21 protein-coding genes are annotated in these 25,254 nt (G+C 57.5%); 9 read left to right on the top strand and 12 right to left on the bottom strand.

Annotation, left to right across the window (positions count from 1 at the left end):
* Positions 1–222: 222 nt before the first annotated feature.
* The 6 genes from AMUC_RS06305 to AMUC_RS06275 all read right to left on the bottom strand — a co-directional run bounded on the left by AMUC_RS06305 (position 223) and on the right by AMUC_RS06275 (position 5,408).
* Positions 223–1,089: a hypothetical protein gene (locus AMUC_RS06305; RefSeq protein ID WP_042447951.1), complete on the bottom strand. Its 867-nt coding sequence runs from the start codon at positions 1,087–1,089 to the stop codon at positions 223–225.
* Positions 1,086–1,781, bottom strand: a complete 696-nt coding sequence (locus AMUC_RS06300; protein WP_012420220.1) for a FadR/GntR family transcriptional regulator — start codon at positions 1,779–1,781, stop codon at positions 1,086–1,088. The genes AMUC_RS06305 and AMUC_RS06300 overlap by 4 nt, the downstream gene beginning before the upstream one ends.
* Before the next feature lie 6 nt (positions 1,782–1,787).
* A complete protein-coding gene (locus AMUC_RS06295) occupies positions 1,788–2,585 on the bottom strand; it encodes an ABC transporter ATP-binding protein (RefSeq protein WP_012420219.1) in 798 nt (265 codons plus the stop codon).
* Between the two features lie 99 nt (positions 2,586–2,684).
* Complete coding sequence (gene ilvC, locus AMUC_RS06290; protein ID WP_012420218.1) at positions 2,685–3,665, bottom strand: ketol-acid reductoisomerase; 981 nt, start codon at positions 3,663–3,665, stop codon at positions 2,685–2,687.
* Positions 3,666–4,032: 367 nt separating this feature from the next.
* Positions 4,033–4,542, bottom strand: coding sequence for a lipocalin family protein (locus AMUC_RS06280; RefSeq protein ID WP_012420217.1), 510 nt, complete (start codon positions 4,540–4,542; stop codon positions 4,033–4,035).
* The gene (locus tag AMUC_RS06275; protein WP_012420216.1) at positions 4,539–5,408 is read right to left on the bottom strand and encodes a TIGR01777 family oxidoreductase; all 870 of its coding nucleotides are present in this window, start codon (positions 5,406–5,408) and stop codon (positions 4,539–4,541) included. Before AMUC_RS06275 ends, AMUC_RS06280 begins: the two co-directional genes overlap by 4 nt.
* A 259-nt stretch (positions 5,409–5,667) precedes the next feature.
* Here AMUC_RS06275 and AMUC_RS06270 point away from each other — a divergent pair, with 259 nt between their 5' ends.
* Positions 5,668–6,720: an SPFH domain-containing protein gene (locus AMUC_RS06270; RefSeq protein ID WP_012420215.1), complete on the top strand. Its 1,053-nt coding sequence runs from the start codon at positions 5,668–5,670 to the stop codon at positions 6,718–6,720.
* Positions 6,721–6,757: 37 nt separating this feature from the next.
* Here AMUC_RS06270 and AMUC_RS06265 read toward each other — a convergent pair whose 3' ends face one another.
* From AMUC_RS06265 to AMUC_RS06250, 3 genes are all read right to left on the bottom strand, one after another.
* Complete coding sequence (locus tag AMUC_RS06265) at positions 6,758–7,441, bottom strand: hypothetical protein (RefSeq protein ID WP_012420214.1); 684 nt, start codon at positions 7,439–7,441, stop codon at positions 6,758–6,760.
* A gap of 78 nt (positions 7,442–7,519) precedes the next feature.
* A complete protein-coding gene (locus tag AMUC_RS06260; protein WP_012420213.1) occupies positions 7,520–8,518 on the bottom strand; it encodes a hypothetical protein in 999 nt (332 codons plus the stop codon).
* Positions 8,519–8,891: 373 nt separating this feature from the next.
* Positions 8,892–10,076, bottom strand: a complete 1,185-nt coding sequence (locus AMUC_RS06250; protein ID WP_012420211.1) for a DUF418 domain-containing protein — start codon at positions 10,074–10,076, stop codon at positions 8,892–8,894.
* A gap of 233 nt (positions 10,077–10,309) precedes the next feature.
* Between AMUC_RS06250 and AMUC_RS06245 the strand changes: the two genes are divergently transcribed.
* From AMUC_RS06245 to AMUC_RS06215, 7 genes are read left to right on the top strand one after another with little or no spacing between them, the layout of a single operon-like run.
* Positions 10,310–11,335 carry an AAA family ATPase gene (locus AMUC_RS06245; RefSeq protein WP_012420210.1) on the top strand — a complete coding sequence of 342 codons (1,026 nt, stop codon included), beginning with the start codon at positions 10,310–10,312 and terminating at the stop codon, positions 11,333–11,335.
* Between the two features lie 24 nt (positions 11,336–11,359).
* Positions 11,360–12,943 (top strand): hypothetical protein, encoded by a 1,584-nt coding sequence (locus tag AMUC_RS06240; RefSeq protein WP_012420209.1) that lies wholly within the window; start codon positions 11,360–11,362, stop codon positions 12,941–12,943.
* Between the two features lie 2 nt (positions 12,944–12,945).
* Positions 12,946–13,953 carry an ABC transporter ATP-binding protein gene (locus AMUC_RS06235; protein ID WP_012420208.1) on the top strand — a complete coding sequence of 336 codons (1,008 nt, stop codon included), beginning with the start codon at positions 12,946–12,948 and terminating at the stop codon, positions 13,951–13,953.
* Positions 13,950–15,398, top strand: coding sequence for a hypothetical protein (locus AMUC_RS06230; protein WP_012420207.1), 1,449 nt, complete (start codon positions 13,950–13,952; stop codon positions 15,396–15,398). The genes AMUC_RS06235 and AMUC_RS06230 overlap by 4 nt, the downstream gene beginning before the upstream one ends.
* Before the next feature lie 34 nt (positions 15,399–15,432).
* A complete protein-coding gene (locus AMUC_RS06225) occupies positions 15,433–16,302 on the top strand; it encodes a DUF58 domain-containing protein (RefSeq protein WP_012420206.1) in 870 nt (289 codons plus the stop codon).
* Positions 16,303–16,330: 28 nt separating this feature from the next.
* Positions 16,331–18,058 carry a vWA domain-containing protein gene (locus AMUC_RS06220; protein WP_012420205.1) on the top strand — a complete coding sequence of 576 codons (1,728 nt, stop codon included), beginning with the start codon at positions 16,331–16,333 and terminating at the stop codon, positions 18,056–18,058.
* Positions 18,055–20,634, top strand: a complete 2,580-nt coding sequence (locus AMUC_RS06215) for a VWA domain-containing protein (protein ID WP_012420204.1) — start codon at positions 18,055–18,057, stop codon at positions 20,632–20,634. The genes AMUC_RS06220 and AMUC_RS06215 overlap by 4 nt, the downstream gene beginning before the upstream one ends.
* Here AMUC_RS06215 and AMUC_RS06210 read toward each other — a convergent pair.
* The gene (locus tag AMUC_RS06210) at positions 20,627–21,943 is read right to left on the bottom strand and encodes a hypothetical protein (RefSeq protein WP_143245863.1); all 1,317 of its coding nucleotides are present in this window, start codon (positions 21,941–21,943) and stop codon (positions 20,627–20,629) included. The genes AMUC_RS06215 and AMUC_RS06210 overlap by 8 nt on opposite strands.
* 108 nt (positions 21,944–22,051) lie before the next feature.
* On the bottom strand, positions 22,052–23,089 hold the full coding sequence (locus AMUC_RS06205) for a threonine aldolase family protein (protein ID WP_012420202.1): 1,038 nt from the start codon (positions 23,087–23,089) through the stop codon (positions 22,052–22,054).
* A 234-nt stretch (positions 23,090–23,323) separates the two neighbouring features.
* Here AMUC_RS06205 and AMUC_RS06195 point away from each other — a divergent pair, with 234 nt between their 5' ends.
* Positions 23,324–23,788, top strand: a complete 465-nt coding sequence (locus tag AMUC_RS06195) for a MerR family transcriptional regulator (protein WP_052294456.1) — start codon at positions 23,324–23,326, stop codon at positions 23,786–23,788.
* A 228-nt stretch (positions 23,789–24,016) separates the two neighbouring features.
* Here AMUC_RS06195 and AMUC_RS06190 read toward each other — a convergent pair whose 3' ends face one another.
* The gene (locus tag AMUC_RS06190; RefSeq protein WP_099421499.1) at positions 24,017–25,159 is read right to left on the bottom strand and encodes an aldo/keto reductase; all 1,143 of its coding nucleotides are present in this window, start codon (positions 25,157–25,159) and stop codon (positions 24,017–24,019) included.
* Positions 25,160–25,254: the final 95 nt, after the last annotated feature.

Genomic DNA, 25,254 nt, shown 5'->3' with positions numbered 1-25,254 from the left:
ATCAAAAAACCTCATTCCCGGAATTCCCGCTATCATGCCTCAAATGGAAACCCTGCCCGCTGTCCATGGATTTTGCCAACAAAAAAGGCTTGCGCCCATTCCTTCCCGGAAACGGAAATCCATATCCCCGCTCCCTTCCCTCCAGGACGGATTCCCCTGCCTGCTGAAAAACAGCGGAGCCAGGGCATTCCAAGACCTTCTCCGCATTCAGGCATCACAGCCCTATCCCCTCATTTTCCGCAGCAGAGCCGCTATATACTGCTGGGCCTCCACTTCCTCAATCCCTGTACCAAATTCAAACGTCTTGCCGTCCGGCAGCCCCACTACAACCTTGTCTAAAACTTCATCATTCCGTCGCATACTGCTTGCCTCAATGGAAATACGGGAACCTTTCTCCAGCAAAAAATGCTGTCGGCGGCCCAGGTTCCCTACTCCTCGGAACAATTCCCCCCTGCCTGGCGTCAGGATCAGCGTCATACGGCCAAACAACACATAAAAAGCTCCCGCAAATGTACCAGCCCCAACCAGAACAAAAGGGATTAAAAACAATAGTCCGAACAGATTTTCGCAAGACATTTCCCTCATCACCGCAAACAGGGCAACGCATGTCACAGAATTCCAAAAAACCGAAAACATCAGTAGAAAAAGTCCCGCTCCTTTTGGCTTCTTATACGTTATTTCCAGCCCCCTCGCCGTTTTCGTCACGCTCATGCGGCGGGGAATGGAATCAAGAATTTCCTCATCCCTTTCCTCCTGAACAATCTCTGAAAATTTGCTTATCTTATTGCAGGAGCGGCATAACACCATATCCGCAGCCATATTCACATCTTCCATAGCCAGAAGGGCACCGCATGCCGGGCACTTCCATTCAGTACGGGTAGCCATATTCGAATTGTAGTAAAATTCCATATCCGGAAAAGGATAAAAATCATGAGAATTGCCTCCGGCGCCTTTGTACGGAAAGACTAATTTGGCAGGCAATTCCAGAACGCAGTTATTTGCCGGAAAGCCCGCTGGCAAGAAAAGCACCGGGAAATAAAAAAGAATAACTCTGCCACCGCAACGGCATCTTCCCTGCCGGCAATTCAAGAAATGAATGCCCCGCCTATGCTGACGGTGTCAAATTCCACAATCTTTACAATAATGTTCTCCGCTTCATCCGCCTCCTGCTTCCTGATGGCTGCGAGAAGGTCGTCATGCAGCTTCATGGCGCCGGAGTCGTATTGCTTCTCCTGAAGCAGCTTTTCCAGATTCTCCTGCACATGGCGGATGACCACGTTATACAATTCCGAGAGCACCGGATTATGCGTGGCGCGGGCCACGGCGGCATGAAACAGCATGTCATCCTCAATGCCCTGCCTTACCCTGCCGTGGCAGTCCTTCAGGGCATTTTCCAGCTCCTTCAAATCTTCATCCGTCCTTTTAACGGCGGCCAGCCGCGCAATTTCCTTTTCCAAAGCCAGCCGCGCCTCCAGAATCTGAGGCAGCTCGGATTCCTTGAGGCGGTTGCTCACCGCGACGGCAAAGCGGTCTGACGCCATCACGTACGTGCCGTCTCCGGGGCGCGCTTCCAGCATCCCCATGTGAATCAGGGATTGAAGGGCTTCGCGGATGGTGTTGTGGCTGACGGAAAAGGCACGGGCCAGTTCCGCTTCCGCGGGAATGCGGTCTCCAACCTTCCATTTGCCGGACCGTATCATGGATTCCATGGCGGTAAGCACCTGGCGGGCCAGGGACACCCGCACCGGTTTCTTCAGCTCCATTGTCTTGGACTGCTTCATGAAAAATTATCGGATAACGGTCCAGAGACGCCCCTTCTCCGTCTTGATTAACTGGATATCCAGCCCAAAGGCGTCTTTCAGGTTTTCCTCCGTCAGCACCTCGTCCCGGCTTCCATGCGCCACGATTTCTCCGGACTTTAAAATCATGCCGCGGTTAAATACGGGAAGGATATCTTCAATGCGCTGGGTGATGAACATGATGGTCAGATCAGGCCTCGTTTCAGCCAGTTCTTCAATGGTTTTCAACAAAAATTCCCGCCCTGCCAAATCCAGGTAAACGCTGGGTTCGTCCAGAATCATCAGTTCCGGATTCGTCATCAGAGCCCGGGCAATCAGCACTTTCACCTGTTCCCCGGAAGACATGGCCACCACCGGCCTGTCCATCAAATGCTCCGCTTTCAGGGATTTCATGATTCCTGCGGCTTTTTCCTCCTCTTCCGGCGTCGGCTCCCTCAGGAGGCCGATAGTTCCGTCAGGGCCGGAAAGCACCATGTCGCGCCCGTTCCAGGAGCCATCCTCCAGCCACTTGTGCATGAACGGACTCACCCACGCAATGGACTTGCGCAATTCCAGCAGGTTCACGTGCCCGAAGGTCTTGCCCAGAACCTGCACCCTGGCTCCGAAAAGCGGCCATGCAAACCCCATCAGCACTTTGACCAGCGTTGTCTTTCCGGCGCCGTTGGCCCCCAGAATAAAACAACGTTCTCCGCGCTGCACCTGCCAGGAAATATTGTGCAGGATTTCGTGCCCGCCCAGGTATACCCTAGCGTTTTCTACATTGACGGCCGGTGAGGCATGCTCCATAAACTGAATCAATGGCGGATTTCCGGGAAAAGCCCGGGAATATACGTGCCGCTCCGCCGTATTCCGACGGAACGGCATGTGTTTCAAGTAAAAGAAACCTTAGTTCCTTTCAAACAGACTGCGGATCTTGGCGCCCACGATTTCCACCGGGTGCTGACCCAGGGCTTCGCGCTTGGCTTTGAGGTTGGGAGCGCCCTTGGCTGCCTCTTCCAGCCAGTCCTTGGCGAACTTGCCGGATTCAATGCGCTTGAGGGATTCCTTCATGCGTTCCTTCACCTCTGCGGGCAGGATCTGCGGGCCGTTGTAATATTCGCCGAATTCGGCCGTGTTGGAAATCACGGAGTTCATCTTCTGGATGCCGCCGTTATAAATCAGGTCCACGATGAGCTTGGCTTCATGCACGCACTCAAAGTAGGCCATTTCCGGCGGATAGCCGGCTTCCGTCAGGGTTTCAAAGCCGTACTTCATCAGGTCCACCAGACCACCGCACAGGACGTTCTGTTCACCGAACAGGTCTTCATACGTTTCCTGGGCCATGGTGCATTCCAGCACGCCGCCGCGGGTCAGGCCTTCCGCCTTGGCCATGGCAAGAGCCACGTCACGGGCCTTGCCGGAGGGGTTCTGATGAACGGCAATCAGGCCGGGGCAGCCGAACCCTTCTTCAAATACTCGGCGCACTTCCGTGCCCGGGCCCTTGGGGGCCACCATGATTACATCTACATCCGCAGGGGGGACGATGGTATTGAAAACATACGCGAAGCCATGGGAGCAGCAAAGCGTCTTGCCGGCCTTCAAGTGAGGCTTGATTTCAGCTTCATACACGGCGCCGTGGCTTTCATCCGGCAGCAGAATGTGAATGATGTCCGCTTTTTCGGCGGCTTCCGCGACGCTCATTACCTGGAATCCATCCTGGGCGGCGGCGTCAAAAGACTTGCCGGGGCGAACGCCGATAATCACGTTCACACCGGAATCACGCATGCAAAGTGCCTGAGCGCGCCCCTGGGCGCCATATCCGATCACGGCAACGGTCTTGCCGTTCAATGCGCTGAGATCAGCGGCGTTGTCATGAATAATATCCATTGTTACTCCTTCTTTAAGTAATTCATCCAAACATCCAATGTTTGGATGAATGCCAACATATCCATCCTTCTCATGATTGCAAGCCTATTTTAAGCAGGCGCCTGCGTTTTTCCCTGTTCTTTGCAAAAAAACGGAAAGAACGGGGCAGGAAAAAGCGGAAAAATACGGAACCGGAGCCATGCAGGAAGAAGAATCACACCGGATAACTCAAAAGCATGACATTCCCGCACGGCGGAACACTGGAAAGGAACGCCCGGCCCATGCCCAAAAATTTTTTCCTGGCAGGAGGAAAGCCACCTTTTCCACATTCCCCATTTCAGAAATATCCCATATTCACGGCACGCCGCTTCTTCAAGCCCGCCCCATGTTATTTGTCCGGAGAGGCCTGGACATTGGCGTAAATCAACCGGGAAGTATCATACCCCAGTTTTTCCGCGCAATGAAGCATCGGCTGAAGCTCGTCATCCTTCAACTGCGGCGAGCGGGCAAGCAGCCACAGATAATTCAGGGAACCGCCGGAAACTACGGAGCGGGTGTAATTCTCATCCAGGAAAGCCACTTCATACCGGCCGTATACCAGTGGTACAAAGTACACTTTCAAATGATTGGGGGCATCCCCCGCCACCGCCCGTGCACGCGCCTCCTTCCGTTCCCCGGTACGAACGTCATAACCGCTGTTAACCACGGAAATGGAACCGTCCTCCCTGCGGTCATACCGGGCAAGAACCCTGCTGAGCCCGCGCTCGAACCAGTTTTCCAGACGGGCTATTTCGTGCCATTCCCCCAGATAACGTTCCAGATTGAAATCCGGCATGGGATCGGTTTTGACGGAATGGCCGTGAAACAGGGAAGTAACGATGGTCTGTATCATGCTCATGATTTGACAGAAAATGCTTTGTTAAAAAAAGTGCGGATATCCGGATATTGGAATGTAAACCCTTCCCTCATCAGCGTCTCCGGAACGGCGCACTGGCCGCCGGTAATCACCTGGGAAGCTTCTCCCATCAGCAACCGCAGAACGGCGTCCGGAACACGGATGGACAGACGGGTGTGGAAATGTTCCGCGGCTGCCCTGTAGAATTCCCGGTTGGTGGTGAGCTCCGGCGCCGTTACATTGACCGGGCCGGAAATATCCTGCCGGCCCATAATGAAGACCAGGGCATCCGCCAGATCTTCCAAAGCCACCCAGGAAAAAAGATGATCCGGATTTCCTGCGGTTGCCGTAACGCCGAACCGGGCCGGCCGCATCATCTCGGGGAGCGCCCCTCCATCCGGAGAAAGAACTACGCCAAACCGGGTAAGGACCAGCCGCACGGAGCTGTTCACCAGCCCGGCCTCCTTTTCCCAGGCCACGCACAATTCCGCCAGAAAGGAATCCGCTTCCGGATCGTCCAGTTCCCCATGACAGCCGCCGGACGAGCCATAGTACCCGACAGCAGAGGCGGAAATCATCACTCCCGGCGGTTCATGCAACCTGTTGACCGCTTCCACCAGCTTGCGGGTGGTCATGATGCGGCTCTCCACCAGCTCCCTCTTGTAGGCATCCGTCCAGCGCCGGTCGATGGGCGCTCCGGCCAGATTGATGACGGCATGGCATCCCGCCAGGGCCTGCGCCAGACAATCCACGCCCTCCTGGGCAAACAGATAGCGCCGCAAGGGCGTCACCCGATGCCCGAACATCTCAAGACGCTTGGACAAATGACTCCCTATAAATCCTCCGGATCCCGTAATGGCTACATTCATCACCTTAACCCAAATGGAGGCCCGCCTCCGGGGCGGAGGTCCGGCACCTCGCCGGAATCCCCCCACGGAACAGGCAGCCTTTGCCGGATAAGACATTTCCGGCACTCCCCTGTGTTCAGAAGAGGACAGACTTTGCCGCATTCCCTCTTCCGGAAAGAGTTTCTTCAGTAGAATACTTTTCCCGGCCGCACAGGAAAAGATAACTTGATTTTCACCAGCCTCATCTTATGTTGGATACCGTCACAACCGCTGCCCTGTCATGAATAAATCTCCCAAAACCGCCTTCTCCCTGCTCATTCCCGCCGTCATCTTCGTCGCTGTGGGCGCCGCCATTTTTGCCTTCCAGAATTTCAGCAACAAGCGCGTATTGTCCGGCTTTGCCGGATATGTCTATTCCAAACCCATTTTCGGACAGAACAGGTTTGAAGGCATCCTGATCGGGCCGTCCTCCACGGGATGGGCGTGGAGAAAGGAAGTCAGCAAGGTTTCCATCACGCCGGATACCACGGTGGAAGAATTCGACGCCCGCAATGGAGGGGCTATTCTGGGCAAGGACAAGCTCCCCATCTCCTGCAAAGCTTCTCTGGTTTACCGGCTGGACCCGTCCCGGGTAAAGGAATTCATGGAAGATTACGGAGGCATCGCCCAAAGCTCCGGCCGCAATGATGACGAAGTGGCGGACGAAATCATGCTCTTTGCCTACAAAAATTTCATTCAGCAGCCTTTCCGTACAGCCGTGCGGGCGGAATTAAGCCAGTACAATGCCCTGGACGCCTCCGGCAGCCTGCAAAAAATTTCCGACAACGTTTACACGCAGTTAAGCAAGCGGCTGGACGGCACCCCCTTTATTGTGGATTCCGTAGCCGTGGGGGAAACAAATCCCCCGCAGGCCATCATTGAATCCGTCGTCAGAAAAGTTCAGACGACTCAGGAAAACGAACGCAAGGAAACGGAACTTCAAATCGCCCGGAAAGACATCGCCATCCAGCGTGCACGCGGGGAGGCGGAAGGCGCCATGAAAATGGAAATAGCGCGCCAGGAAGTAAACGCTAACCTGGCCCGGGGAGAAGCGGAGGCCAAAGTCATTGTCATGCGGGGCAAGGCCCAGGCGGAAGCAGCCCTGGAAGCAGCCCGGGCGGAAGCGGAAGGACTGGCATTGAAGGAAAAGGCCATGGGACCGAACATGCTCCGCGCCAAGGCCTTTGAAAACATGCTGAACAATGCGAAGGTCTATCTCCCCTCCGGAAAAGATGCGGAAGGCAACATGTCTGTACTGGGTATCCTGAACCTGGACAAGGAACCCGCCAAATAAACTCACCTGTTCCCGGCCCGCCGGAAAGGCGGCAGCATCACGAGGCCGCAGGCCCGGAAGGGGAAAAGCTGCCGACCTCTTCCTCCCCGGCAAATTCATGCTTGAGCATGAACAGTCCGCACATATTCATCAACACGCAAGCGACATACAGCTTCACGGGCACCATGGCGAAATCCATCAAAGGCCCTGAAGGAAGGTTCAGGATGATCCATCCCCCGGCGCATATGGCGCCAAGTAACCCGGCATAGGAAAAGGGAGCCCTTCTGACCAGCCCCCACCAGCCCACGGGAGAAAGACCGGAAAAACGTTCCCGAACGGAGGTTCTCATGAATACGCCGGGAAAGTAAATCACACCCGCCGCCAGGAACAGCCACGCCAGGGGAGTATCCGCCGCCCAGGCCGCAGTATGCGCATACACGGCGAAAGGAAGGAAGGAAACGATGATGCACACCACCAGCCGGACAAAAGGCAGCATGAGGGAGTCAAGCCATTCATCCAGTTCAGGAAAGGGGCAGATATCCTCTTCTCCCATGGCGGACTGCCTCACCATTTTCATGAAAAAGGCGCACATGAAAGGCAGCAGAAAACAAAAGGCGGCAATCCATCCGATGAGAACATCCCGGGCCGCCAGGAACATGCCCCATACCATCATGACGGAAAAGACAAAAACCATGGGCCTTCCACGGAAAGGATAGCCCAGAGAGGAAAGGCAGTCGGACATACCAAAAATGTTAGAACATTCATTCACGTATCGTCAACGTCTTATCCAACTGTCTAACAAAATAATCCTCCCTTCTCTTCAGGAATAGAATGCCTCCACAATCCGGGCGATGCGTTCCATGTCCTGCGGCCCGCAGCGCTGGTCCACAGGAAGCGGCAGAAGATGCAGCGCCAGTTTCCGTTCCAGGCTGCCGGCAGGGGCCTGTTCCAATACCTCCGGCCACAGGAGAGGCATCAGAACGCGCTTATCAATCAGCACGTTCCTCAGCTCGGGAAAAGCTGTCCAAAACGGATAATAACACGGAGCGGACAAGGAATCCGCCTCCACGGAAAGACGGTTCAAATGGCCCAGCCTTTCATGAAGAAAAAGGAAATGATTCATGCGGAGCAGCCGCGCCTGTTCATAATCAATGCCGCTCATCAGTCGCTCCGTCAGCCGGGAAACCCTTCGCAGCGGGGTATTCCGCAAGCGCCGTTCATTCCGTTCACAGGCGGCGGAAGCCCTTTCCTGCCCATGCTCCAGGCATTCCAGCAAAAAAGCGGCGGCAGGCAGGGATTCGTCCCGCTCCTCCGGTTCCGGCAAGGACCGCTCCGCATCCATCACGGCGATCCCCCCGTCAGGAAGACCGGAAAACTTTCGCGGGCTGTACAGGGAGGCCACTCCGGAACGGGCCGGAGAATACAGGGCCAGCGCATTGTCCACAATCAGGCTGCCGCCATACCGGGAAGCCAGACGGTCCACGCATTTCTCCTTGATTCCGAAGTAATTGGTGTACAAAAGGTATTCCCCCTTTTCCAATTCCGGCAGTTCCTCCGGTTCCAGGCGTTCGTCAATGCGGTAAGTAATCACGGGAATGCCAAGCCGTTCCATCGTTTCCACCACCGTCCGGCATGTATACAGGGGAACACGGACACAGCGCACATCCCCCAGGCGGCGCAGGATATATTCCAAAGCGCGTCTGCCGGAATTCACGGCTACACTCCTGCCGGGATGCCATTGCGGGAAATTGCCGTACTCCGGCAATTCCAGCCCGAAAAAACCGCCTATGCCCGTCCTCCTTTCCATACACCATGCCATACTACATCTCCCCTTTAAAGAAAAGCGCCATCTGGTACGGAATCCCCTCCTGCATCAGTCCGTCGGAAAAGCCGCCGGAACACGGACCGGAGAGGGCGCGGCACGCCATCCCCAGGAAAACAGACCGTTCCCTGTGGAAAAAATCTCCCGGAAAGCCATTCTTCAAAAAATACCGCGCTTTCATGTCTCCCGCCGCCATGAAACGTTCATCCCTTTTCCTCCTGCCTCTGCCCCCTGTTCCATGTCTCCTCTCCAAAATGCCCCTTGCGGAACCGGATGCATCCTCCGTCCGGATAAATCACCGGCTTTGGCAGAAGACGCTAAAAAGCGTCCCGCAAGTATCGGGAAACATCATTGCGCCGGCCCCCGTTTCTTACCGGTGTTCCGGAGCGGAAACCTTCCCGGCGGCCAGCCATGTCGCCCGGTGCCACAATCCTTCCAGCACCCCGTAGCGGTGCCGCTCCAGCCACCAGCGGCAGAACCATATCTGTCCGGTCATGGCGGCAAAGCCGACCACAAAACTGGCCAGATACCCGCAGTAGGGAGCTAGCCCCAGTGCATACGGGAAAAAAATCAGGGAGCCGATCACGGACTGGGAAACATAGTTGGTCAGGCTCATGCGCCCGTAGGTCAGCAACGGAGCCGTCGCTTTCCTGAAATATTCCAGCCGGTACAACAGAACGAACCCGGCCACCCATACGCCGGTAAAGCAAACATTGTGCCACATGCTAAACACGGTATGCACAGGCCCCGGCAGCCCCGGCAGGCACATCACCACGTAAAATGCACAGGCCCCGGCCAGGGAAAATAGCAGTCCGCGGGTCCAGAACACAGCCGTTCCGTCATTCTGCAAAAAGAAATCCTGGCGCCCCAGAACAAACCCCAGCAGGAACAGACCCGGAGCCTGCATCAAACGCCCGGCTTCAATACCCCATGCCAGGCTGGCCCATTGTCCTGTAGTCAGGTTCTCCCAGGCCATCACCCAGAAATTTCCCGTATCCACGGCGGATTTTAAGGAAGCGTACGATTCCGCAACAGACAGGGAGGGAGGAACCCAACCCGGATGCATCCACTGCACCGCCGCATAGGCCCACTCCAGCGGCTGGGCCAGGAAAAACAGGGACAAAGCCACCAGCGAGGATGTCTTCAACCGGCGGCACGGCACCAGCAACAAACCTGCAAGTGAAAAAGTCAGCAGAACATCACCGCCCGGGAAAAACGCTGCATTCATGCAGGCGAACACCGCCAGCAGGCACATGCGCCAGACAAACCTGCCCGCAAAATCCCTTCCCTTCCGGGCCTGGTTACGGTACTGGACCGCAAAAGTGAATCCGAACAGAAGGGCGAAAATGGTGTAGGACTTGCCGGCAAACAGGAAAAAAAAGACCTCCTTGAACTGCTGGTTGGCCGCTTCCATCATTGGGGAAGAAGCCACGGGATAGGAATTATAGATGAAATGTTCAAGAAAATGCAGCAGCATGATCGCCATTACGGCAAAGCCGCGCAGAGCGTCCACCACGTAAATGCGTTCGTTGCCGGGGGGATATACGGAAGGCATGACAATAATACATGCCAGGAAGCCTTCTTTTTTCAACAGATGGAACATATATTGCGGCAATTCCATTTACCACTCAAACCCCGCAGGGTATTTTCTCTTCATATTACTGAAAATTAACAGGTCCCTCTATCTTTCCGCTTGCAGCCCCTCTGGATGCATGGCATAAGTTCATGAAGAAATCTAACAAATGCCCGGTCTTTTTCCCAAAAGCCGCGGAAATCCGGCAGTTTCCCATGAATACCCCCCCTATCCTCTCTCAGGAAGAACTTGGCTGCGCCATGCAAAAGCTCCGTGCTCTGGCTGCCGCCATGAACCAGGTCCTGTTCGGTCAAAAGGATCTCATTGAACTGGTTCTCATTGGCGTACTGGCTCGCGGGCATATCCTGCTGGAGGGCCTGCCCGGCCTGGGCAAGACGGAACTGGTCAAAGGCCTCTCCAGGGCACTGGATATCACAGCGCGCCGCGTCCAATTCACACCCGATCTACTGCCGGGAGACATCACGGGAACCCCGGTTCTTCAGGAAAGGGACGGAACAAAAAACTTCATCTTCCAGGAAGGGCCCGTCTTCGCCAACATCATGCTGGCGGATGAAATCAACCGCGCCTCCCCCAAGACCCAGTCCGCCCTGCTGGAAGCCATGCAGGAACGCCGCGTCACCGTCATGGGAGAGACCCATGCCCTCCCCTCCCCCTTTTTCGTGCTTGCCACCCAGAACCCCATTGAACTGGAAGGAACCTTTCCCCTGCCGGAAGCCCAGCTGGACCGCTTCCTTTTCAAAATCAACGTCAACCGCACACCGGCGGATGTGCTGGCCCGCATTGTCCTCAACCGGGAAATGGGCGTGGAACCTGAAATATCCCCGGTTTTGAACGCGCAGGAATTGCAGGAACTCATGCAAATGGCCCGGAATGTAGCCATTCCCGAAGTGGTGGCGGACTATATAGGCAGGCTGGTCAACGCTACGCATCCCGGAGAATCGGAAGCCTCCGGAGGCGTTAAATACGGGGCCAGTCCCCGGGCGGCCCTGGGCCTGGCGGCTGCCGCTAAAGCCCGAGCTTTGCGCCACGGGCGCGCTTTCTGCTCCTTTGAGGATGTGCAGGCCGTTATTCATCCCGTGCTGGAGCACCGCATCCTGCTCAACCACACGGCCCGTCTGGACGGACAGACACCCGCCGCAGTCATCAACCGCCTGGTCAGGGAAATCCCTGCCCAGAACAAGCCCCTGCCGGATTCCCTGGCCGCCGCAAAAATTCATTGACCACACCTCCTCAGCCCTTCCCCCATGCGCCGCCCTCTCTCCCGTTCATGGCTGTTCTTCAGCCTCTTCCTTCTTTCGGCATTCAATATTCTCCCGCTCCACGCAAAACCGGCCGCCGCTCCCCCCATCGCCGTTTCCGTGGAGAAAGCATTTGACTACAGCGCGAACAACGCCCGCGTCCCTCTCCGGGTGAAGCTGGAAAACACCACCGGCTCGGACAGAAAAGCCACTCTTCAATTCCATGAAGGGTGGAACGGAAACAGGGGAACCAGCCATACTTATCCGTTCTTCATTCCGGCCCGGGAAAGCGTTCATGCAGTCGTTTACCCTCTCCTCTCCTACAATCTCGTCTACGAAGTGAAGGAAAACCATGAAGGAGCTTCCCCCATTCCCACGGATACGGAGCACAGGAAAATGGTCGCGGTTATCCAGGAAGGCGCTCCGGCGGACTGGCACCTGCTTTCCGAATCTTCCTATAACGCGGCCGTTTCCTCCTGCGACCTGATGAAATGGCCAGCCGACTACCGGATGTACGAGGGGCAGACCTGCCTCATCATCCCGGAAAAAACCTACCGTACCCATTTTGACGAAGCCCACCGCAAAGCCATCCGCCAATGGGTGACGGGAGGGGGAAACCTGTGGCTCATCGGTGACAGGGGGCTTTCCGTTTCCACCCGGTTGCTGGGAAACGGGCGCATTCTGCACGTTCCGTCCCTGGACGGCCTGCCGGAAGAAGAAAAAAAGTTGAAACTGAAGGAATTCATCAACCTCCACGAAAAGGGAAACTGTTACCCGGAGATTACCTCCGCCGCTCCCTATTATTTCTCAGCCCCATCCACCACGCTGGGGCTGGGGCTGATCATCTTTGCCGTGCTTGTCGGCCCGCTGAGCCTGTTCCTGTGGGCTCCCGCAGGCAAAAGGCAAAGGCTGTTCCTGCTGATCCCGGCCATTTCCGTGGGATTTTCCCTTCTTCTGCTGCTCCTGATTCTGGCCGGAGACGGCACGGGAGGGACGGGCAGCCGGGAAGTTCTTATCCAGGTTAATCCGCAGGACCACTCCGCCCTGATCTCCCAAAACCAGATTTGCAAGACCTCCGTCCTGCTGAACAATACATTTCAATTGCCGGAAAACGCCGGCATCACCGGAGCACGCATGAGCAAGGCGCGCGGCTCCATTAAGGAAAAACCCATAGAAGGCGCGGCGCGGCAAGGGGAAGAATGCGGGGGAAAATGGTTCACCAGCCGCTCCACGCTCCAGCACCGGATCATCATGCCGGTTTCCACACGGGCGGCGCTCACTCTGCTGGAGACGCGCCCCGGCGGGGCGCCCGTATTCCAAAGCACCTTTCCCGGAACCCTGAACGGACTCACCTACCGGGACGCCTCCGGAAAATACTGGATTCTTGAACAACTGCCTCCCGGCCGTAAAATGCAGGCATCCCCGTTCCTGCCGGAAGAAGAACCGGACGGCCCTCCCCCGCTGCACTTCCGGGCATCCATGGAACCGGCGGGCGGGGAACTGGGCCCCATCCCCACCCTGCCTTCCATTAACTGGGAAAAAACCTCCGTCACCGTCTCCGGCCCCGTCACTCCCCTGCCGCACGAATAACCATGAGTACGCCCCTACTGCTGGAAGTTTCCGGACTGTCCAAATCATTCGGTCCGCTGAAAGCCGTCAACAATGCCTCCTTCGTCATCCGCCAGGGCCAGGTCGTCGGCCTGATTGGCTCCAACGGAGCCGGCAAAACCACCCTCATGCGCATGCTGGCCACGCTGGAAATGCCTGACTCCGGCCACATCAGGCTCAACGGGGCCGATGTTGTGGATCATCCCGAACTGGCACGTTCCCGCATCGGATGGATGCCGGACTATTTCCACCCCTATAAAAACACCAGCGTCCGGGAATATCTGGATTTTTTCGCCAGGGCCTGCGGCATGGGCAGGGAACGTTTACTGGACGCTGTGGACGAAGTGATGGACTTCACGGAACTGGCCGGCCTCCAGAACCAGATGATCGATAAACTTTCAAAAGGGCAGACGCAGCGGCTCTGCCTGGCGCGTACGCTGATCAGCGACGCGCAATTCCTCATTCTGGACGAACCGGCGGCAGGATTGGACCCCAAAGCGCGCCTTGAATTCAAAAATCTGGTGCATCTGCTCAAAGCGCGTGGAAAAACGCTGCTCATCAGCTCCCATATTCTCTCGGAACTGGGGGAAATGTGCGACGCCCTCATCTTCATGAATGCAGGAACCGTCATCCATGACGGCAATATGGAAGACCTGCTGCACCGCCAGACGGAATCCGGATACGCCTTTGAAATCCGCACCGCCGGAGACGACACCGCCTCACTGGAGGAATGGCTGGCCCTCCGCCGGGGATGGAAAGTGCGCCATGTACAGCAACAGAAAGTAGTGGCCGCCTTCGTCTCCTGCGAACCGGAAGCTGTGGCTGCGGAACTCCGCCAGCTCTGCCTCGACCTCCCCGTAATTGATTTCCACCGTAGCGAACGCCGTCTGGAAGAAGCTTTTGTGGACATCCTTATCCACGGCAGCGGGGAACCGGCCCCGCGGCAGAATCCCGCCTCTTCCCAGGAAACCCCATCCATCCCCGCCTCATGAATACCACCCGCTCTCTTGATTTCCCCATATGGATGCCCTCCGCTCTGGTCAAGGAATTGCGCCAGGGTCTCAGAACGCCGTCATTCATCCTCCTGGTCAGCATAGTGCCCTCCCTGCTCTCCTTTTTCTTCCTGTTCAGCTTCATCATCAATCCTCTTGACGGGGAGCCCTTCGTCAGCCCCGACGGATGCCAGATCATCTTCTGGGTTACCATGGTCGTCGCCCTGCTCTTCATCATGCCGCTGAGGGCCTCCACCTCCATCAGGAACGAACTGCTCACCCGAAACAACGAACTGCTGCTGCTCACCAGGCAGAGCGCAGGCCGCATCGTGCTGGGAAAATGGATATCCTTCATGGCCCAATCCCTGCTGATTGCCTTTATCTCCCTGCCCTTCTTTCTCATCCGGTATTACTACGGAGAAATTGACCTGGTACAGGATGTAACCCTGTTTTTCCTCCTTTACCTGGGTTCCGGCATGCTGACTGCATATACCCTGTGGGCGTCCGCCATGCCCTCTCTGATGCGCATCATCGCTTTCTCCCTCATGGGAATCGGTATATTGACCCTGGGAGGCAACCATGCGGAGCTGGATTTTTTCCGGGATGGAGCGGGAGAAGGCGTTCTCCTGATATTCCTCGTCCTGGCGGACGCCTTCCTGGTCATCTCATCCCTGCTTCTGCTGGCAAGGGAATGGTTCTCCCCTGCCGCACAAAACACGGCCGCCCCCCTGCGGAAGCTTCTGCTGGCTTTTTTCGCAGCCTCCATCCTCCCCCTCCCCTTTCTGGAAAACGCAAGCGGCTCCATTCAAAACATCATGACCGGAAATTCCATTTTTGTCATGGTTTACGGAATTTTCCTGATGATTATCAACCTGAACACGCCTGCCCGCCTCCTTCCCATCCACATGGAGCAAATGAAAAACAAAAGATTCTCCAGGCTCCAGCAGCTGCTGTTCCTCCCCGGCATGCCGGGGAGCGTCCTGTTCACCCTGTTGCTCTGCGCCATGGCGGCTATCGCCGTGTATCTGATAGACCGCATGGCATCCGTCCCCGAATTCCAGTCCCCTCAACGGCTCTTTTGCCTCGCAGCAGGCGGCTGGTACGCCATCACCATGCCGGCCATGCTTCTGAAACCGTTCTGGGAAAAACTGAAAAACAATACCCTACTGACGTACACCATGATCTGCCTCATCCTATGCCTGGTGCAAAACGTGCTGTGGGGCGTGAATCTGTCCGTCCCCCTTCTCCCCGGAGGGTATTTATCTGAACTTTTGAGACAAGAAACATTGCCGGCTTTCAGCAAATTTTCCCTGTTCAGCCTGATGGACCTGGCTGCCGGAATAGCGGTGCTGGCTCTCACCAGCAAACACTGGTTTGACATATTCCGGAACGCATCCCCCGAACCTCTCCAGAAACCGGGAAATTCCCGCCGGGAACGGGAATAGTTCTTGCCCGCCGTTTTGCCTCCCCCCCATCCCCATGACCTCTTTCCCCTTCCCCAGCCAGGTGATCCAGCCGGACGCCGAACAGGCGGCGCGCCGTCTCCGGCTGCCCTTTTCCTGCTGCGCCTGGAAAGGAACACAGGGCCATTGGGAGGGAACGGGAGCAGGCAACTCCATCGATTTCCAGGGAAGCCGTTCCTACCAGTGGGGGGATGACCCGCGGGATATCCATTGGGCGGCGTACGCCAGAACCGGCCAGCTCACCATGAAAATCTTCCGGGCGGAACTGTCACCGCAGGTAGACGTGGCGGTAGATGTTTCCGAATCCATGTTTTTTCACGAAGAGCGCGCGGCACGCACGCGGGGCCTGCTTCAATTTTGCCTGCTCTCCGCCATCGGAACGGGAGCCCAGGTGAAGATTCATGCGGTGAAAGGGCGCCGTATCATCCCCCTGGACCAGGAAGATGTTCTCTCCGGCCAATGGGAAGCGCAGATCCAGAGCCTTCCCCCGGATGAATCCATGCCCTCCATTTCCATCTGGCGCCCCAATGGAATGAAAATCTTCATCTCCGACCTGCTCTACCCGGGGGAACCGGACAACCTTCTGGAAACCATGGCCTCCTTAAAAGGGATGTCCGTCATCCTGGCACCCACGCTGCAGGAAGAAGCGGAACTCCCCGCCGGCAACGCCAGACTCAAAAACTGTGAATCCGGCCACCTGCGCCGCCAGCTCATCACCCCTTCCCTGTCCCGGAGGTACGCCCGCGCCTACGCCGCCCATTTTGAACTCTGGATTTCTGCCTGCCTGCGCCGCCAGGCCGTTCTTGCCCGCATCCCCTGCAAGGGGACGCTGACGGAAGCCCTGTCCGGAGAAGCATTACGGCAGGGTGCCGTGGAACTCTCCTGAACCGCACCCTTTACTCTCCCCCCAAGCCATGCTCCCCCACTTCACCAACACGACCGCGTTCTGGGCGCTTCTGGCCATCCCCCTCATCACCGCCATCCATTTCCTCCAGCACAAAACAAAAACACAGGCCACGGCCACGCTCTTCCTGTTGGAAGCTCTGGCTCCGGAGGCCCATGAGGGTAATGCCTGGGACAGGTTACGCATATCACGCTCCTTCTGGATGCAAATTCTGGCCGTCCTCCTGCTTACCTGGGTTCTGGCCGCTCCTGTCTGGCCCGGCAAAGGCTCCGGCCAGACCGTAGTCTTCATTCTGGATGATTCCGCAAATATGGCCCCCTTTCGTCAAGAAGCCGTGAATGCCGTCTCCGAAGACATGGACACCATCCTCCGGTGCGGAATCCCGGTCACATGGGTTCTCATGGGCAGCAGGGCTTCCGGACAGCCGCTCTACCGGGGGCCGTCCGTCCGCCAGGCCCTGCGCGCCCTGGATCTCTGGCAGCCGCGCGAAGGAACACATGACCTGGCCCCTGCCCTGCGCACCGCCACAGCCGTTGCCGGGCCAACGGGAATCACGCGCCTGATTACATCCACTGCCCGGAGGGTTCCCGCCGGCCAATCCGCACGGGGTGTAGGGAAACCTCTGGAAAATGCGGGTTTTGCGGGAATAACCCCGGTGGAGGCCGCCGGCCCCGGCCATTGGAGGATTGCCGTTAAAAACAATAGCCCATCCCCTCTTCGGAGCGAAATCTCCATCCATACGGAAAGCGGGCGTCCTCCTGCCCGGCGTTCCCTGTTCCTGAATCCAGGAACTGTCACGGAATTTGAATACAGCCTCCCTCCTGAAAGCGGAAAGGCCGTGCTCCGGCTCCCGACGGACGCCTTCCCGGCGGACAATGAGCTCCTGCTGGTCCGCTCCGCTCCCGCCCCCGTCGCCGTCAGCATGGAAATTCCAGAAAAATCCGGAAAAATCTTCCGCAATATCATCAATAGCCTGCCGGGATTCTCCCCCGTCCCGGACGGCTCAGATCCCGACCTCCTCCTGCTGGAGGGAAAAACGGAAAATGCCAGTCCCCCCGGAAAAGCGGCCATCATATTTGCAGCCAGCGGCAAACCATCTTACGGCGCTGTCACGGCGGAACGGCATCCGCTGACTGACGGGCTGAACTGGAGCGGCCTGCTCATCCCCTCCATCGGTTCCATGAAGCCGGGGGAAAAAGCCGGAGTCCTGCTCTGGCAGGGGGAATCCCCCCTGGCCTGGGTGGACGGGAAACGCCTTTTCCTCAACTGGCCCTGGGAAAAATCCAATGCGGACCGCGTTCCGGCGCCCTTGCTCATGACCCGCAGATTCATGCAATCCGTACAGGAGAATCTGCCCGGAACACATTACGGCAACCTTCCCGGAGGAACTCTCTTATCCATGCCCGCAGGCGGAAAACTCATTCAAACCATGCCCGGGGGAGAACGCCGTGAAACTGTCTTTAACGGCAGGCTCCCGGAAGAAACCGGATATGTGGAAATCTTCCCCCCCGGAGAAGGGAAAACACCCCTGTTCCAAGGCTCCGTCTGGTTCTCCGACGCCCGGATGGGAGATTTTTCCCACTGCTCCACGTTTGACACAGGACTTCCCCAGCCCCATGAAGAGGCGCTCCGGCACATGAAACGTGACCCTCTGGCCCCCCTCTGGCTGGCGCTGGCGTTCCTGGCCCTGATTCTTTCCTGGCTTCCTCCCGTCCCAGACATCTCCCTGCGCCCATGATTCAATTCAACACCCCGGAATGGTTCTTCCTGATCCCCCTGCTTCTGGCGGCAGGCTGGAAATACAGGCGTCTGCGCCTGGCCTCCCCCCTGCGCCTCCTTCTGCAGGCCTGCCTGCTGCTGGCCCTGGCTCAGCCTGCCCTTGACAGGGGCGGCAAAGGCATGGACTTGTGGGTGCTGGTGGACCGATCAAATTCCACGGCGGGAATTCCGGCAGCCGGGGCAGAGGAAATCCAGGCTATTCTGGAACGGCACAAACATGCCGGGGACCGCGTCCGATTGGTGGATTTCGCGCAATCCGCCGTGCTCCGGGGACGCGGAGACCCCGTCTTTGCCGGGGGAACCGCCGGAACGGACATGGAACAGGCCCTGGCCTATACCATGGCCCTGATGTCCCCGAACCGGACGAACCGCATCCTGATGTTGACGGACGGCTGGCCCACCACGCCGCTGGACCAGGCGGCGGAACAGCTCATCCAGTCCCGGATTCCGGTGGACTACCGCCTGTCCGTCACCTTCCGGGAAGCGGACATCCGCATAGAACAAATCCGAACCCCGGCGCGTATCCGGCCCGGCGAAGCCTTTATTTTAGAAGCAACCCTGGCAGGCCCTCCCGGCCCGGCCATCACCGTTCCGTGGCAAATCAGCAAAAACGGAGGGGCTCCGCTGCGGGGGACGGCTACCCTGCTCAACGGCAAAGCCACGGTGCAGCTGGCGGACAGGCTCTCCACACCCGGCTGTTCCGCTTATGAAATGACCATAACGCCGCAAAACGATCCAATCCCTGAAAACAACCGTGCCGTCAGCTTCCTTGAAGTGACGGGAGGAAACGGCGTCCTGCTGCTCTCCGGCTACGACCGCGACCCCCTGGCGCCTTTCCTGGAAGCGCAGGGATTCCGCGTCCAACAACCGTCCGGCCTGAACCAGCTTGATGCCCGCCACCTCTCCGGCGTGGGGCTGGTCATCATCAACAACCTCTCCGCATCCTCCGTCCCGCCGGACTTTCTGCATGCCCTGGACTATTACGTGAGGGAACAGGGCGGCGGCCTGCTCATGTGCGGGGGCAGGCATAGTTTCGGCTCCGGCGGATACTTCTCCTCCCCCATTGACGAACTGCTCCCCGTTTCCATGGAAATGAAGAAGGACAAGATGAAGCTCATGACGGCCATGAGCATCGTTCTGGACCGTTCCGGATCCATGTCCTGTTCCGTTCCCGGAGGAAAGACGAAAATGGATCTGGCCAATGCCGGAACCTGCCAGACCATTTCCCTGTTGTCCGACCAGGATCTCATCTCCGTCCACGCCGTGGACAGCGAACCGCACCCTATTGTCACGCTAAGCAGTCTGGGCCCTAACCGGAAGAAAATGATATCCAGCGTCTCCAGGATTGCCTCCATGGGCGGAGGAATCTTCATCGGCGCCGGGCTGAAAGCGGGCTGGCAGGAACTGCAACGTTCCGTGGCCGGAACACGGCATCTGCTCCTCTTTGCAGATGCTGACGATTCCGAAGAACCTGCCGACTACCGGGAAACTCTGAAAGAAATGGTTAAGGAAGGGGTTACCGTAAGCGTCATCGCACTGGGAACGGAAAAAAGTGCCGATGCCGGACTGCTCAGGGAAATAGCGGAATTGGGACGGGGGCGCATCTTCTTCTGCGACCGTCCGGGGGATATCCCCAGCATCTTTGCACAGGAAACCGTCAGTGTGGCCCGGGCCGCCTTCATCAGGGAACGTACCCTCCTGCGCGGCACGGCTGGCTGGCTTCAAATTGCAGCCGGCCAGCCGGAATGGCCCCCTGCCGTAGACGGTTATAACCTGTGTTATTTAAGGAATGGAGCAACAGCAGCCTGCGTAACGGAAGACGGAAACGCGGCGCCCCTGGTCTCCTTCTGGAACAGGGGAACGGGACGGACGGCCGCCGTTACGTTCGCCATGGGAGGAGAACTCGGAAAAAACATCCAGCAATGGGATAGCTACGGAGACCTTATCCAAACCCTGGCCCGGTGGCTCAACAGGAAAAATCCCCCACAGGGATACTCCGTGCGGGCGGACACGGCAGGAGACCGGTTACGGATTCGCCTTTACTACAGTGAGGAAAACATCCCGCGCCTGGCGGAACGCATGCCGGAAATATCCCTGGAACTCTCCGGAAAAGAAAGCTCCCGTACACAAAACGGTATCTGGGAACACCTGCAGCCGGGAATATTCCAGTGCAGCTTTCCCCTCCCGCACGGAGTCATGGCGCGGGGCGCGGTCCGCATCGGCGGCAGCGTTATCCCCTTCGGCCCTGTCAGCCAGCAGGTGGACCCGGAATGGGCCATGCCGCCTGAATCCGGCAACGCTTTCCTGGACCTGGTGAACCGGACCGGAGGCAGGGAAAGGATGGACCTTCCCTCCATTTTCCGGGAACCGAGGCCCGGAACAAGCCTCCAACTCCGTCCCATCCTGCTGTGGAGCACCTGCGTCCTCCTTGTTCTGGACGCTCTGTTTACCAGGACCGGCCTGCTTCCCCGGGGACAACCGCGGCAGGGGGGTACGCGCTCCCGGCCTTCAGGAGAAAACAATCAATCTATCTGAAAATTTCCTTCAGGGCTGACTGTTCCTGAGGAGTAAGGCAATCAGACCACACGGCATCTCCACCGCGGGCCGGACGAGCCCCCCGGCCGCCGTGTTCCAGTCCATTTCCAGCCCCTTCCGGGGAGGGAGCCGCCGACTCCACCCCCGCAGCTTCCCCCAGAGCGGCGCGGCTCAAGTCCTCATGAACCGCCCGTCTGGAAACCGTGTCAAGCCGGGGGCGCTCTTCCATCTCAAAGGCAAGGGGAGCGTCCCCGCGTCCACGCCCCGTTCCTCCTCGTCCGGGTTCACTTCCCTCTCCCTGCCCGGCTTCCATCACGGTACGGTCATCCGGAGACGCCATCAGGGATATGCCGCACTGCCCGCACATGCTCCGCAGCTGCTGGGCGGCCCGTTCCAGCTGTTCCCGCAGACGGAGGGCCGTCTCCGGATCAATCTGCCGGGAAGGCAGGGAAGCCTCCAGCTCCTGGAGCTGGCGGCTCATGATGCCGCCCGGCTGCAGGGCGAGGGACTCCATTCCCGTCAACGCCTCCTGAAGGGACTGCATCGCCTCCGGGCTGGACGCTCCATTCAGACTGTCCAGCAGGGAAAGGGCGGAATCCGTCCGATACATCTGATTGGATAATCCGGCAACGGCCGCTGCCGTTTTCCCCTTCAGGGCATCCGCCGCTTCCAGTCCGGCATGGGAATACATCTCATTCCGGTGCATTCTTTTCAAATCCTCCAACTGCTCCCGGAAAGGCTCCAGGCTCTTATTATCCACGCTCTCCATCTCCGCCAGGCGGTCCAGGACTTCCCCCACCCGGGCCAGAACGGGCGGCAAATCCGGAAGCTGCCCTACGGCTTGCGGCGCGGGCAACGGCAAAAAAGCCCCGCAAGCCATAAGAACCGCGCCTCCCGCCAGCCAGGCCAGGCACCAGGCGGAACGTATCCGCAGCACGGAATTCCCCCGTACCGAGCTTTCCCCTGCCTCCACGGCATTGCCCCATTCCTCACCGGCGCTCAACGCCGCATGCAACCCCAGCTGTTCATCCAAAAAGGCCGCCGTATCACGCCTGCTGAAAAAACGGCCCCGGAGCCGCAGCCACCCCCACACCGCCAAAAATAAACCTGCGGCGGCAAGGGCGCCTCCCGCCAGCCAGCCCCAGTCAGCCCCCATCCTGCGTCCTCCGTACCAGACCATCCCAGCTACCGCCCCGGCGGCAAAAAAAGGCATGCTAAGGCACTCCACCGCCAGCACGGCATTCAGCAGCCACTGCATGCGGGAAATTCTCCTCCGCCATTCCTGTCCCACGATTAAGGGCATAACCATATCATGGCTCAACAGGTTCCTCCCGGAAAGACAAAAATGCTTTTCCGCAAACGAATGGGGGAACGTCCCTTTCCGCAGTTTCCCGGCATTGCCGGACGGAGGGAAATTTCAGCACAGGCGGGCGATATCCGCCATCAATTCCCGTACGTCTTCCTCTCGGGTGGCCCAGCTCGTGCAGAAGCGCACCGTGCTGTGGGTTTCATCCTCCCGGCGCAAATAGGCAAAACCGTATTTCCTCCCCAGCTCCTCCAGAACGGAATCGGGCATCGTGACAAACTGTTGGTTCGTTCCGCTGGAAAAGGGAAGCGCCAGCCCTCTGGAACGGCAAAAATCCCGCAGCATCACAGCCAGGCGGTCCGCATGGGCGCCCAGCCGGAAATAAAGGCCGTCGCGGAACAGCTCCAGGAACTGAATGCCCAGAAGCCGCCCTTTCGCAAGACGGCCGCCCTTCTGCTTGGCGATGTAACGGAAATCCTCCTTCAGGGCCTCATGCCGCAGAACCAGGGCTTCACCAAACAGAGCGCCGACCTTCGTGCCGCCGATGTAAAAAGCATCGCAAAGGGAGGCAATCGCCGGCAAATCCAGGTCATTGTCCTCATCGCACAAGCCGTAGCCGAGGCGTGCTCCGTCCATATACAAATACAGCCCCCGCCGGCGGCAGACTCCGGAAATTTCCTGAAGTTCCTTTCTGGAATAAATGGTGCCCAATTCGGTCGGCTGGGAAATATAAACCATCCGGGGCTGAGGCATATGCTCACGGGTCTCGTCATCCCAGTGGGCGTGCCACGCCTCCTCAATTTGCCGGGCCGTCAGCTTCCCATCCGGGGAAGGAATAGCGGAAACCTTGTGTCCGCAAGCCTCAACGGCTCCCGACTCGTGCACATTGATATGGCCCGTGTCCGCGCACAGCACGCATTGATGGGGACGCAGCGCCGCCGCAATTACCGTGAAATTGGTCTGGGTCCCGCCGATAAGGAAATGGATATCCAGATCCGTTCTGCCGCACAAGCCGGCAATCAGCTTCCGGGCCTGGTCGCAATAGGGGTCCTCCCCGTAACCGGCAGTCTGCTCCATATTCGTTTCCGCCATTCTGCGGAGAATATCCGCATGGGCGCCTTCACTGTAATCACAGTTGAAAAGAATCATTGCCTTGCTGAAAAACGCGGGGACCATATCCCCCGGAACCTTTGATGTAAAGGAATATGAAAAATACACCGGAACCGGAACAGCGCTGCTGGAAACTCCAGAAAAAACGGAAGGCCGCATGCAGTTGGAGAAAATGAATGCCATGTACCTTAAAAAGGCAATAATAACCGGCTTCCCCGCCCATACACGGAAATTGTCGTTTCCCGCAGCCTAAGAAAAAGCCATAGTGTCTTCATGCAAGACGCATCAGAACTTGGAGAACAGAAAGACATGTGCCTTTCCATTTCGGAAGTCTCGGAATTGACAGGCATCACGCCGTCCAATCTGCGTTTTTTTGAAGAAGAAGGAATCCTGGACATCCCGAGAAACGGGGCGGGATGCCGTGTCTTCCACCGCAAGGAAATGGAAGAACTTCTGGGGCTGGTTTGCCTTAAGCATTCTGGATTGGAACTCAAGGAGATCAAACGCTTTTTTCACCTGGTTCGCCAAGGTAATTCGACATTGCGCGAACGTTACCGCATGTTGCAGGAAGGGCATCAGGCCATGAAAACGCGCATTCGGGAACTGAAAAAATGCCTGAAATACTCCAAAATCAAAATGGAGTATATCGGCCAGTGCTGCGAGGCATATGACAAAGGCGAACCTCTGCCACAGGTGAACCCGGAATGGATGGATTCCTTCCTGAAACAAAAAATTTGAAGAAGGTGCTGACGCCTGGGCCTGCTGCCGGGAGGGGCAAATGGAGGCTACTCGCTTCACGCAACAACACATCCCCTTCTTCCGGCAGAATGCTTTCAGAAGGAAATGTTTTTCAGACAATCCGTAAAAACGGAATCAACAAGGAATTCCGGATAGTATGGAACGCCTGACGAACGTTCTGCGGAGGCCGCCGTTGCGATTGCCGTTTATCCCGGCAAACAAATCGGGTCAATGCCCTACTTGCCTTTGCTGTTCCGCGTTGTAGCGTGCTCCGGTCACGGGTGTGGCGGCTACGGCGTTCTCCAGTTCCGCCCACTCCTGCGGAGAGCAGGTAAAATCAAGCGTGTGCAGGTTTTCTTCCAGATGGGACAGTTTAGTGGTGCCGGGAATGGGTACGATATAAGGAGCCTTTTGCAGCAGCCATCCCAGGGCAACCTGGGAGGAAGTCATGCCGCGCGTCCTCCCAAACTGTTGCAGAATATTGACAATACGCATATTGGCTCTCATGGCCTCCGGCGTGAAACGCGGCAGGGTCTGGCGGTTGTCGTTGTTCGGGTCAAATTGCGTGTATTCATTGATGCAGCCCCCCAGGAATCCCCTGTTGAGCGGGCTGTAGGGGACAAAGCCTATACCCAGTTCACGGCAGACATCCAGAACGCCATTGTTTTCAACATCCCGGTGCATGAGATGGTACTCACTCTGAATGGCTGTCAGGGGATGGACGGCGTGGGCCCTGCGAATTGTACCGGGAGTGACTTCGCACATGCCCCAGCGCCGCACCTTGCCTTCCTTGACCAGTTCGGAGATGGTTCCCGCTACATCTTCAACGGGAATCCTGGGATCAAAGCGGTGCTGGTAGAATAATTCAATAGCGTCCACCTTCAAACGGCGCAGCGACTCGTCGCAGTAGCGCCGGATGGTTTCCGGGCGGCTGTCCTGGCGGCCCGTCCCCTTTCCGTTAATAACTTCGTGCCCGAACTTGGTAGTGACGCTGATCTTCCCCCTGAAGGGGGAAAGAGCTTCCCCGGCCAGAAGTTCATTGCTCAGGGGGCCGTAGATGATGGCCGTATCAAAAAGAGTCACTCCGCGCTCCACGGCCTCATGAAGAAGCCGGATGCACTGCTCACGCGAGGGAGACTGGCTGCGGTTGTAGGTCATTCCCATGACTCCGAAGCCAAGGGGAGAAGCTTCCAAGGCACAGGAGCCCTTGCCAAGCGTCCGGCTCCGGGAGGCGGCAAAGCCGCCGTTTTCCGGAGAATCGGCACCCCCGCCCTCTGCCCGGGCAATGGCCGGAGAAATCAGCGCAGACGTACCGAACAAGGCGGACATTTTGAGAAAGCGGCGGCGGCCGTCAGAATAGTGTTTATACATGCTCATTAAACGTTGATGGTTGAAATTTTGATATATCATCCGAGCATATGGGTTCCACCAACTGGAAGTCAACAAGGGAATACAACAATTTATCT

Origin of the sequence: Akkermansia muciniphila ATCC BAA-835, from assembly GCF_000020225.1 — a bacterium.
Lineage (GTDB): Bacteria > Verrucomicrobiota > Verrucomicrobiia > Verrucomicrobiales > Akkermansiaceae > Akkermansia > Akkermansia muciniphila.
Note: the sequence above shows the minus strand (reverse complement) of the source record. Positions and strands in the feature narration are given on the sequence as shown.

Coding starts and splice junctions, on each gene's coding strand:
- AMUC_RS06300 (WP_012420220.1), bottom strand. CDS start 1,781: ATGAAGCAGTCCAAGACAATGGAGCTGAAGAAACCGGTGCGGGTGTCC.
- AMUC_RS06295 (WP_012420219.1), bottom strand. CDS start 2,585: ATGGAGCATGCCTCACCGGCCGTCAATGTAGAAAACGCTAGGGTATAC.
- ilvC (WP_012420218.1), bottom strand. CDS start 3,665: ATGGATATTATTCATGACAACGCCGCTGATCTCAGCGCATTGAACGGC.
- AMUC_RS06280 (WP_012420217.1), bottom strand. CDS start 4,542: ATGAGCATGATACAGACCATCGTTACTTCCCTGTTTCACGGCCATTCC.
- AMUC_RS06275 (WP_012420216.1), bottom strand. CDS start 5,408: ATGAATGTAGCCATTACGGGATCCGGAGGATTTATAGGGAGTCATTTG.
- AMUC_RS06270 (WP_012420215.1), top strand. CDS start 5,668: ATGAATAAATCTCCCAAAACCGCCTTCTCCCTGCTCATTCCCGCCGTC.
- AMUC_RS06265 (WP_012420214.1), bottom strand. CDS start 7,441: ATGTCCGACTGCCTTTCCTCTCTGGGCTATCCTTTCCGTGGAAGGCCC.
- AMUC_RS06260 (WP_012420213.1), bottom strand. CDS start 8,518: ATGGCATGGTGTATGGAAAGGAGGACGGGCATAGGCGGTTTTTTCGGG.
- AMUC_RS06250 (WP_012420211.1), bottom strand. CDS start 10,076: ATGCCTTCCGTATATCCCCCCGGCAACGAACGCATTTACGTGGTGGAC.
- AMUC_RS06245 (WP_012420210.1), top strand. CDS start 10,310: ATGAATACCCCCCCTATCCTCTCTCAGGAAGAACTTGGCTGCGCCATG.
- AMUC_RS06240 (WP_012420209.1), top strand. CDS start 11,360: ATGCGCCGCCCTCTCTCCCGTTCATGGCTGTTCTTCAGCCTCTTCCTT.
- AMUC_RS06235 (WP_012420208.1), top strand. CDS start 12,946: ATGAGTACGCCCCTACTGCTGGAAGTTTCCGGACTGTCCAAATCATTC.
- AMUC_RS06230 (WP_012420207.1), top strand. CDS start 13,950: ATGAATACCACCCGCTCTCTTGATTTCCCCATATGGATGCCCTCCGCT.
- AMUC_RS06225 (WP_012420206.1), top strand. CDS start 15,433: ATGACCTCTTTCCCCTTCCCCAGCCAGGTGATCCAGCCGGACGCCGAA.
- AMUC_RS06220 (WP_012420205.1), top strand. CDS start 16,331: ATGCTCCCCCACTTCACCAACACGACCGCGTTCTGGGCGCTTCTGGCC.
- AMUC_RS06215 (WP_012420204.1), top strand. CDS start 18,055: ATGATTCAATTCAACACCCCGGAATGGTTCTTCCTGATCCCCCTGCTT.
- AMUC_RS06210 (WP_143245863.1), bottom strand. CDS start 21,943: ATGGTTATGCCCTTAATCGTGGGACAGGAATGGCGGAGGAGAATTTCC.
- AMUC_RS06205 (WP_012420202.1), bottom strand. CDS start 23,089: ATGATTCTTTTCAACTGTGATTACAGTGAAGGCGCCCATGCGGATATT.
- AMUC_RS06195 (WP_052294456.1), top strand. CDS start 23,324: ATGCAAGACGCATCAGAACTTGGAGAACAGAAAGACATGTGCCTTTCC.
- AMUC_RS06190 (WP_099421499.1), bottom strand. CDS start 25,159: ATGTATAAACACTATTCTGACGGCCGCCGCCGCTTTCTCAAAATGTCC.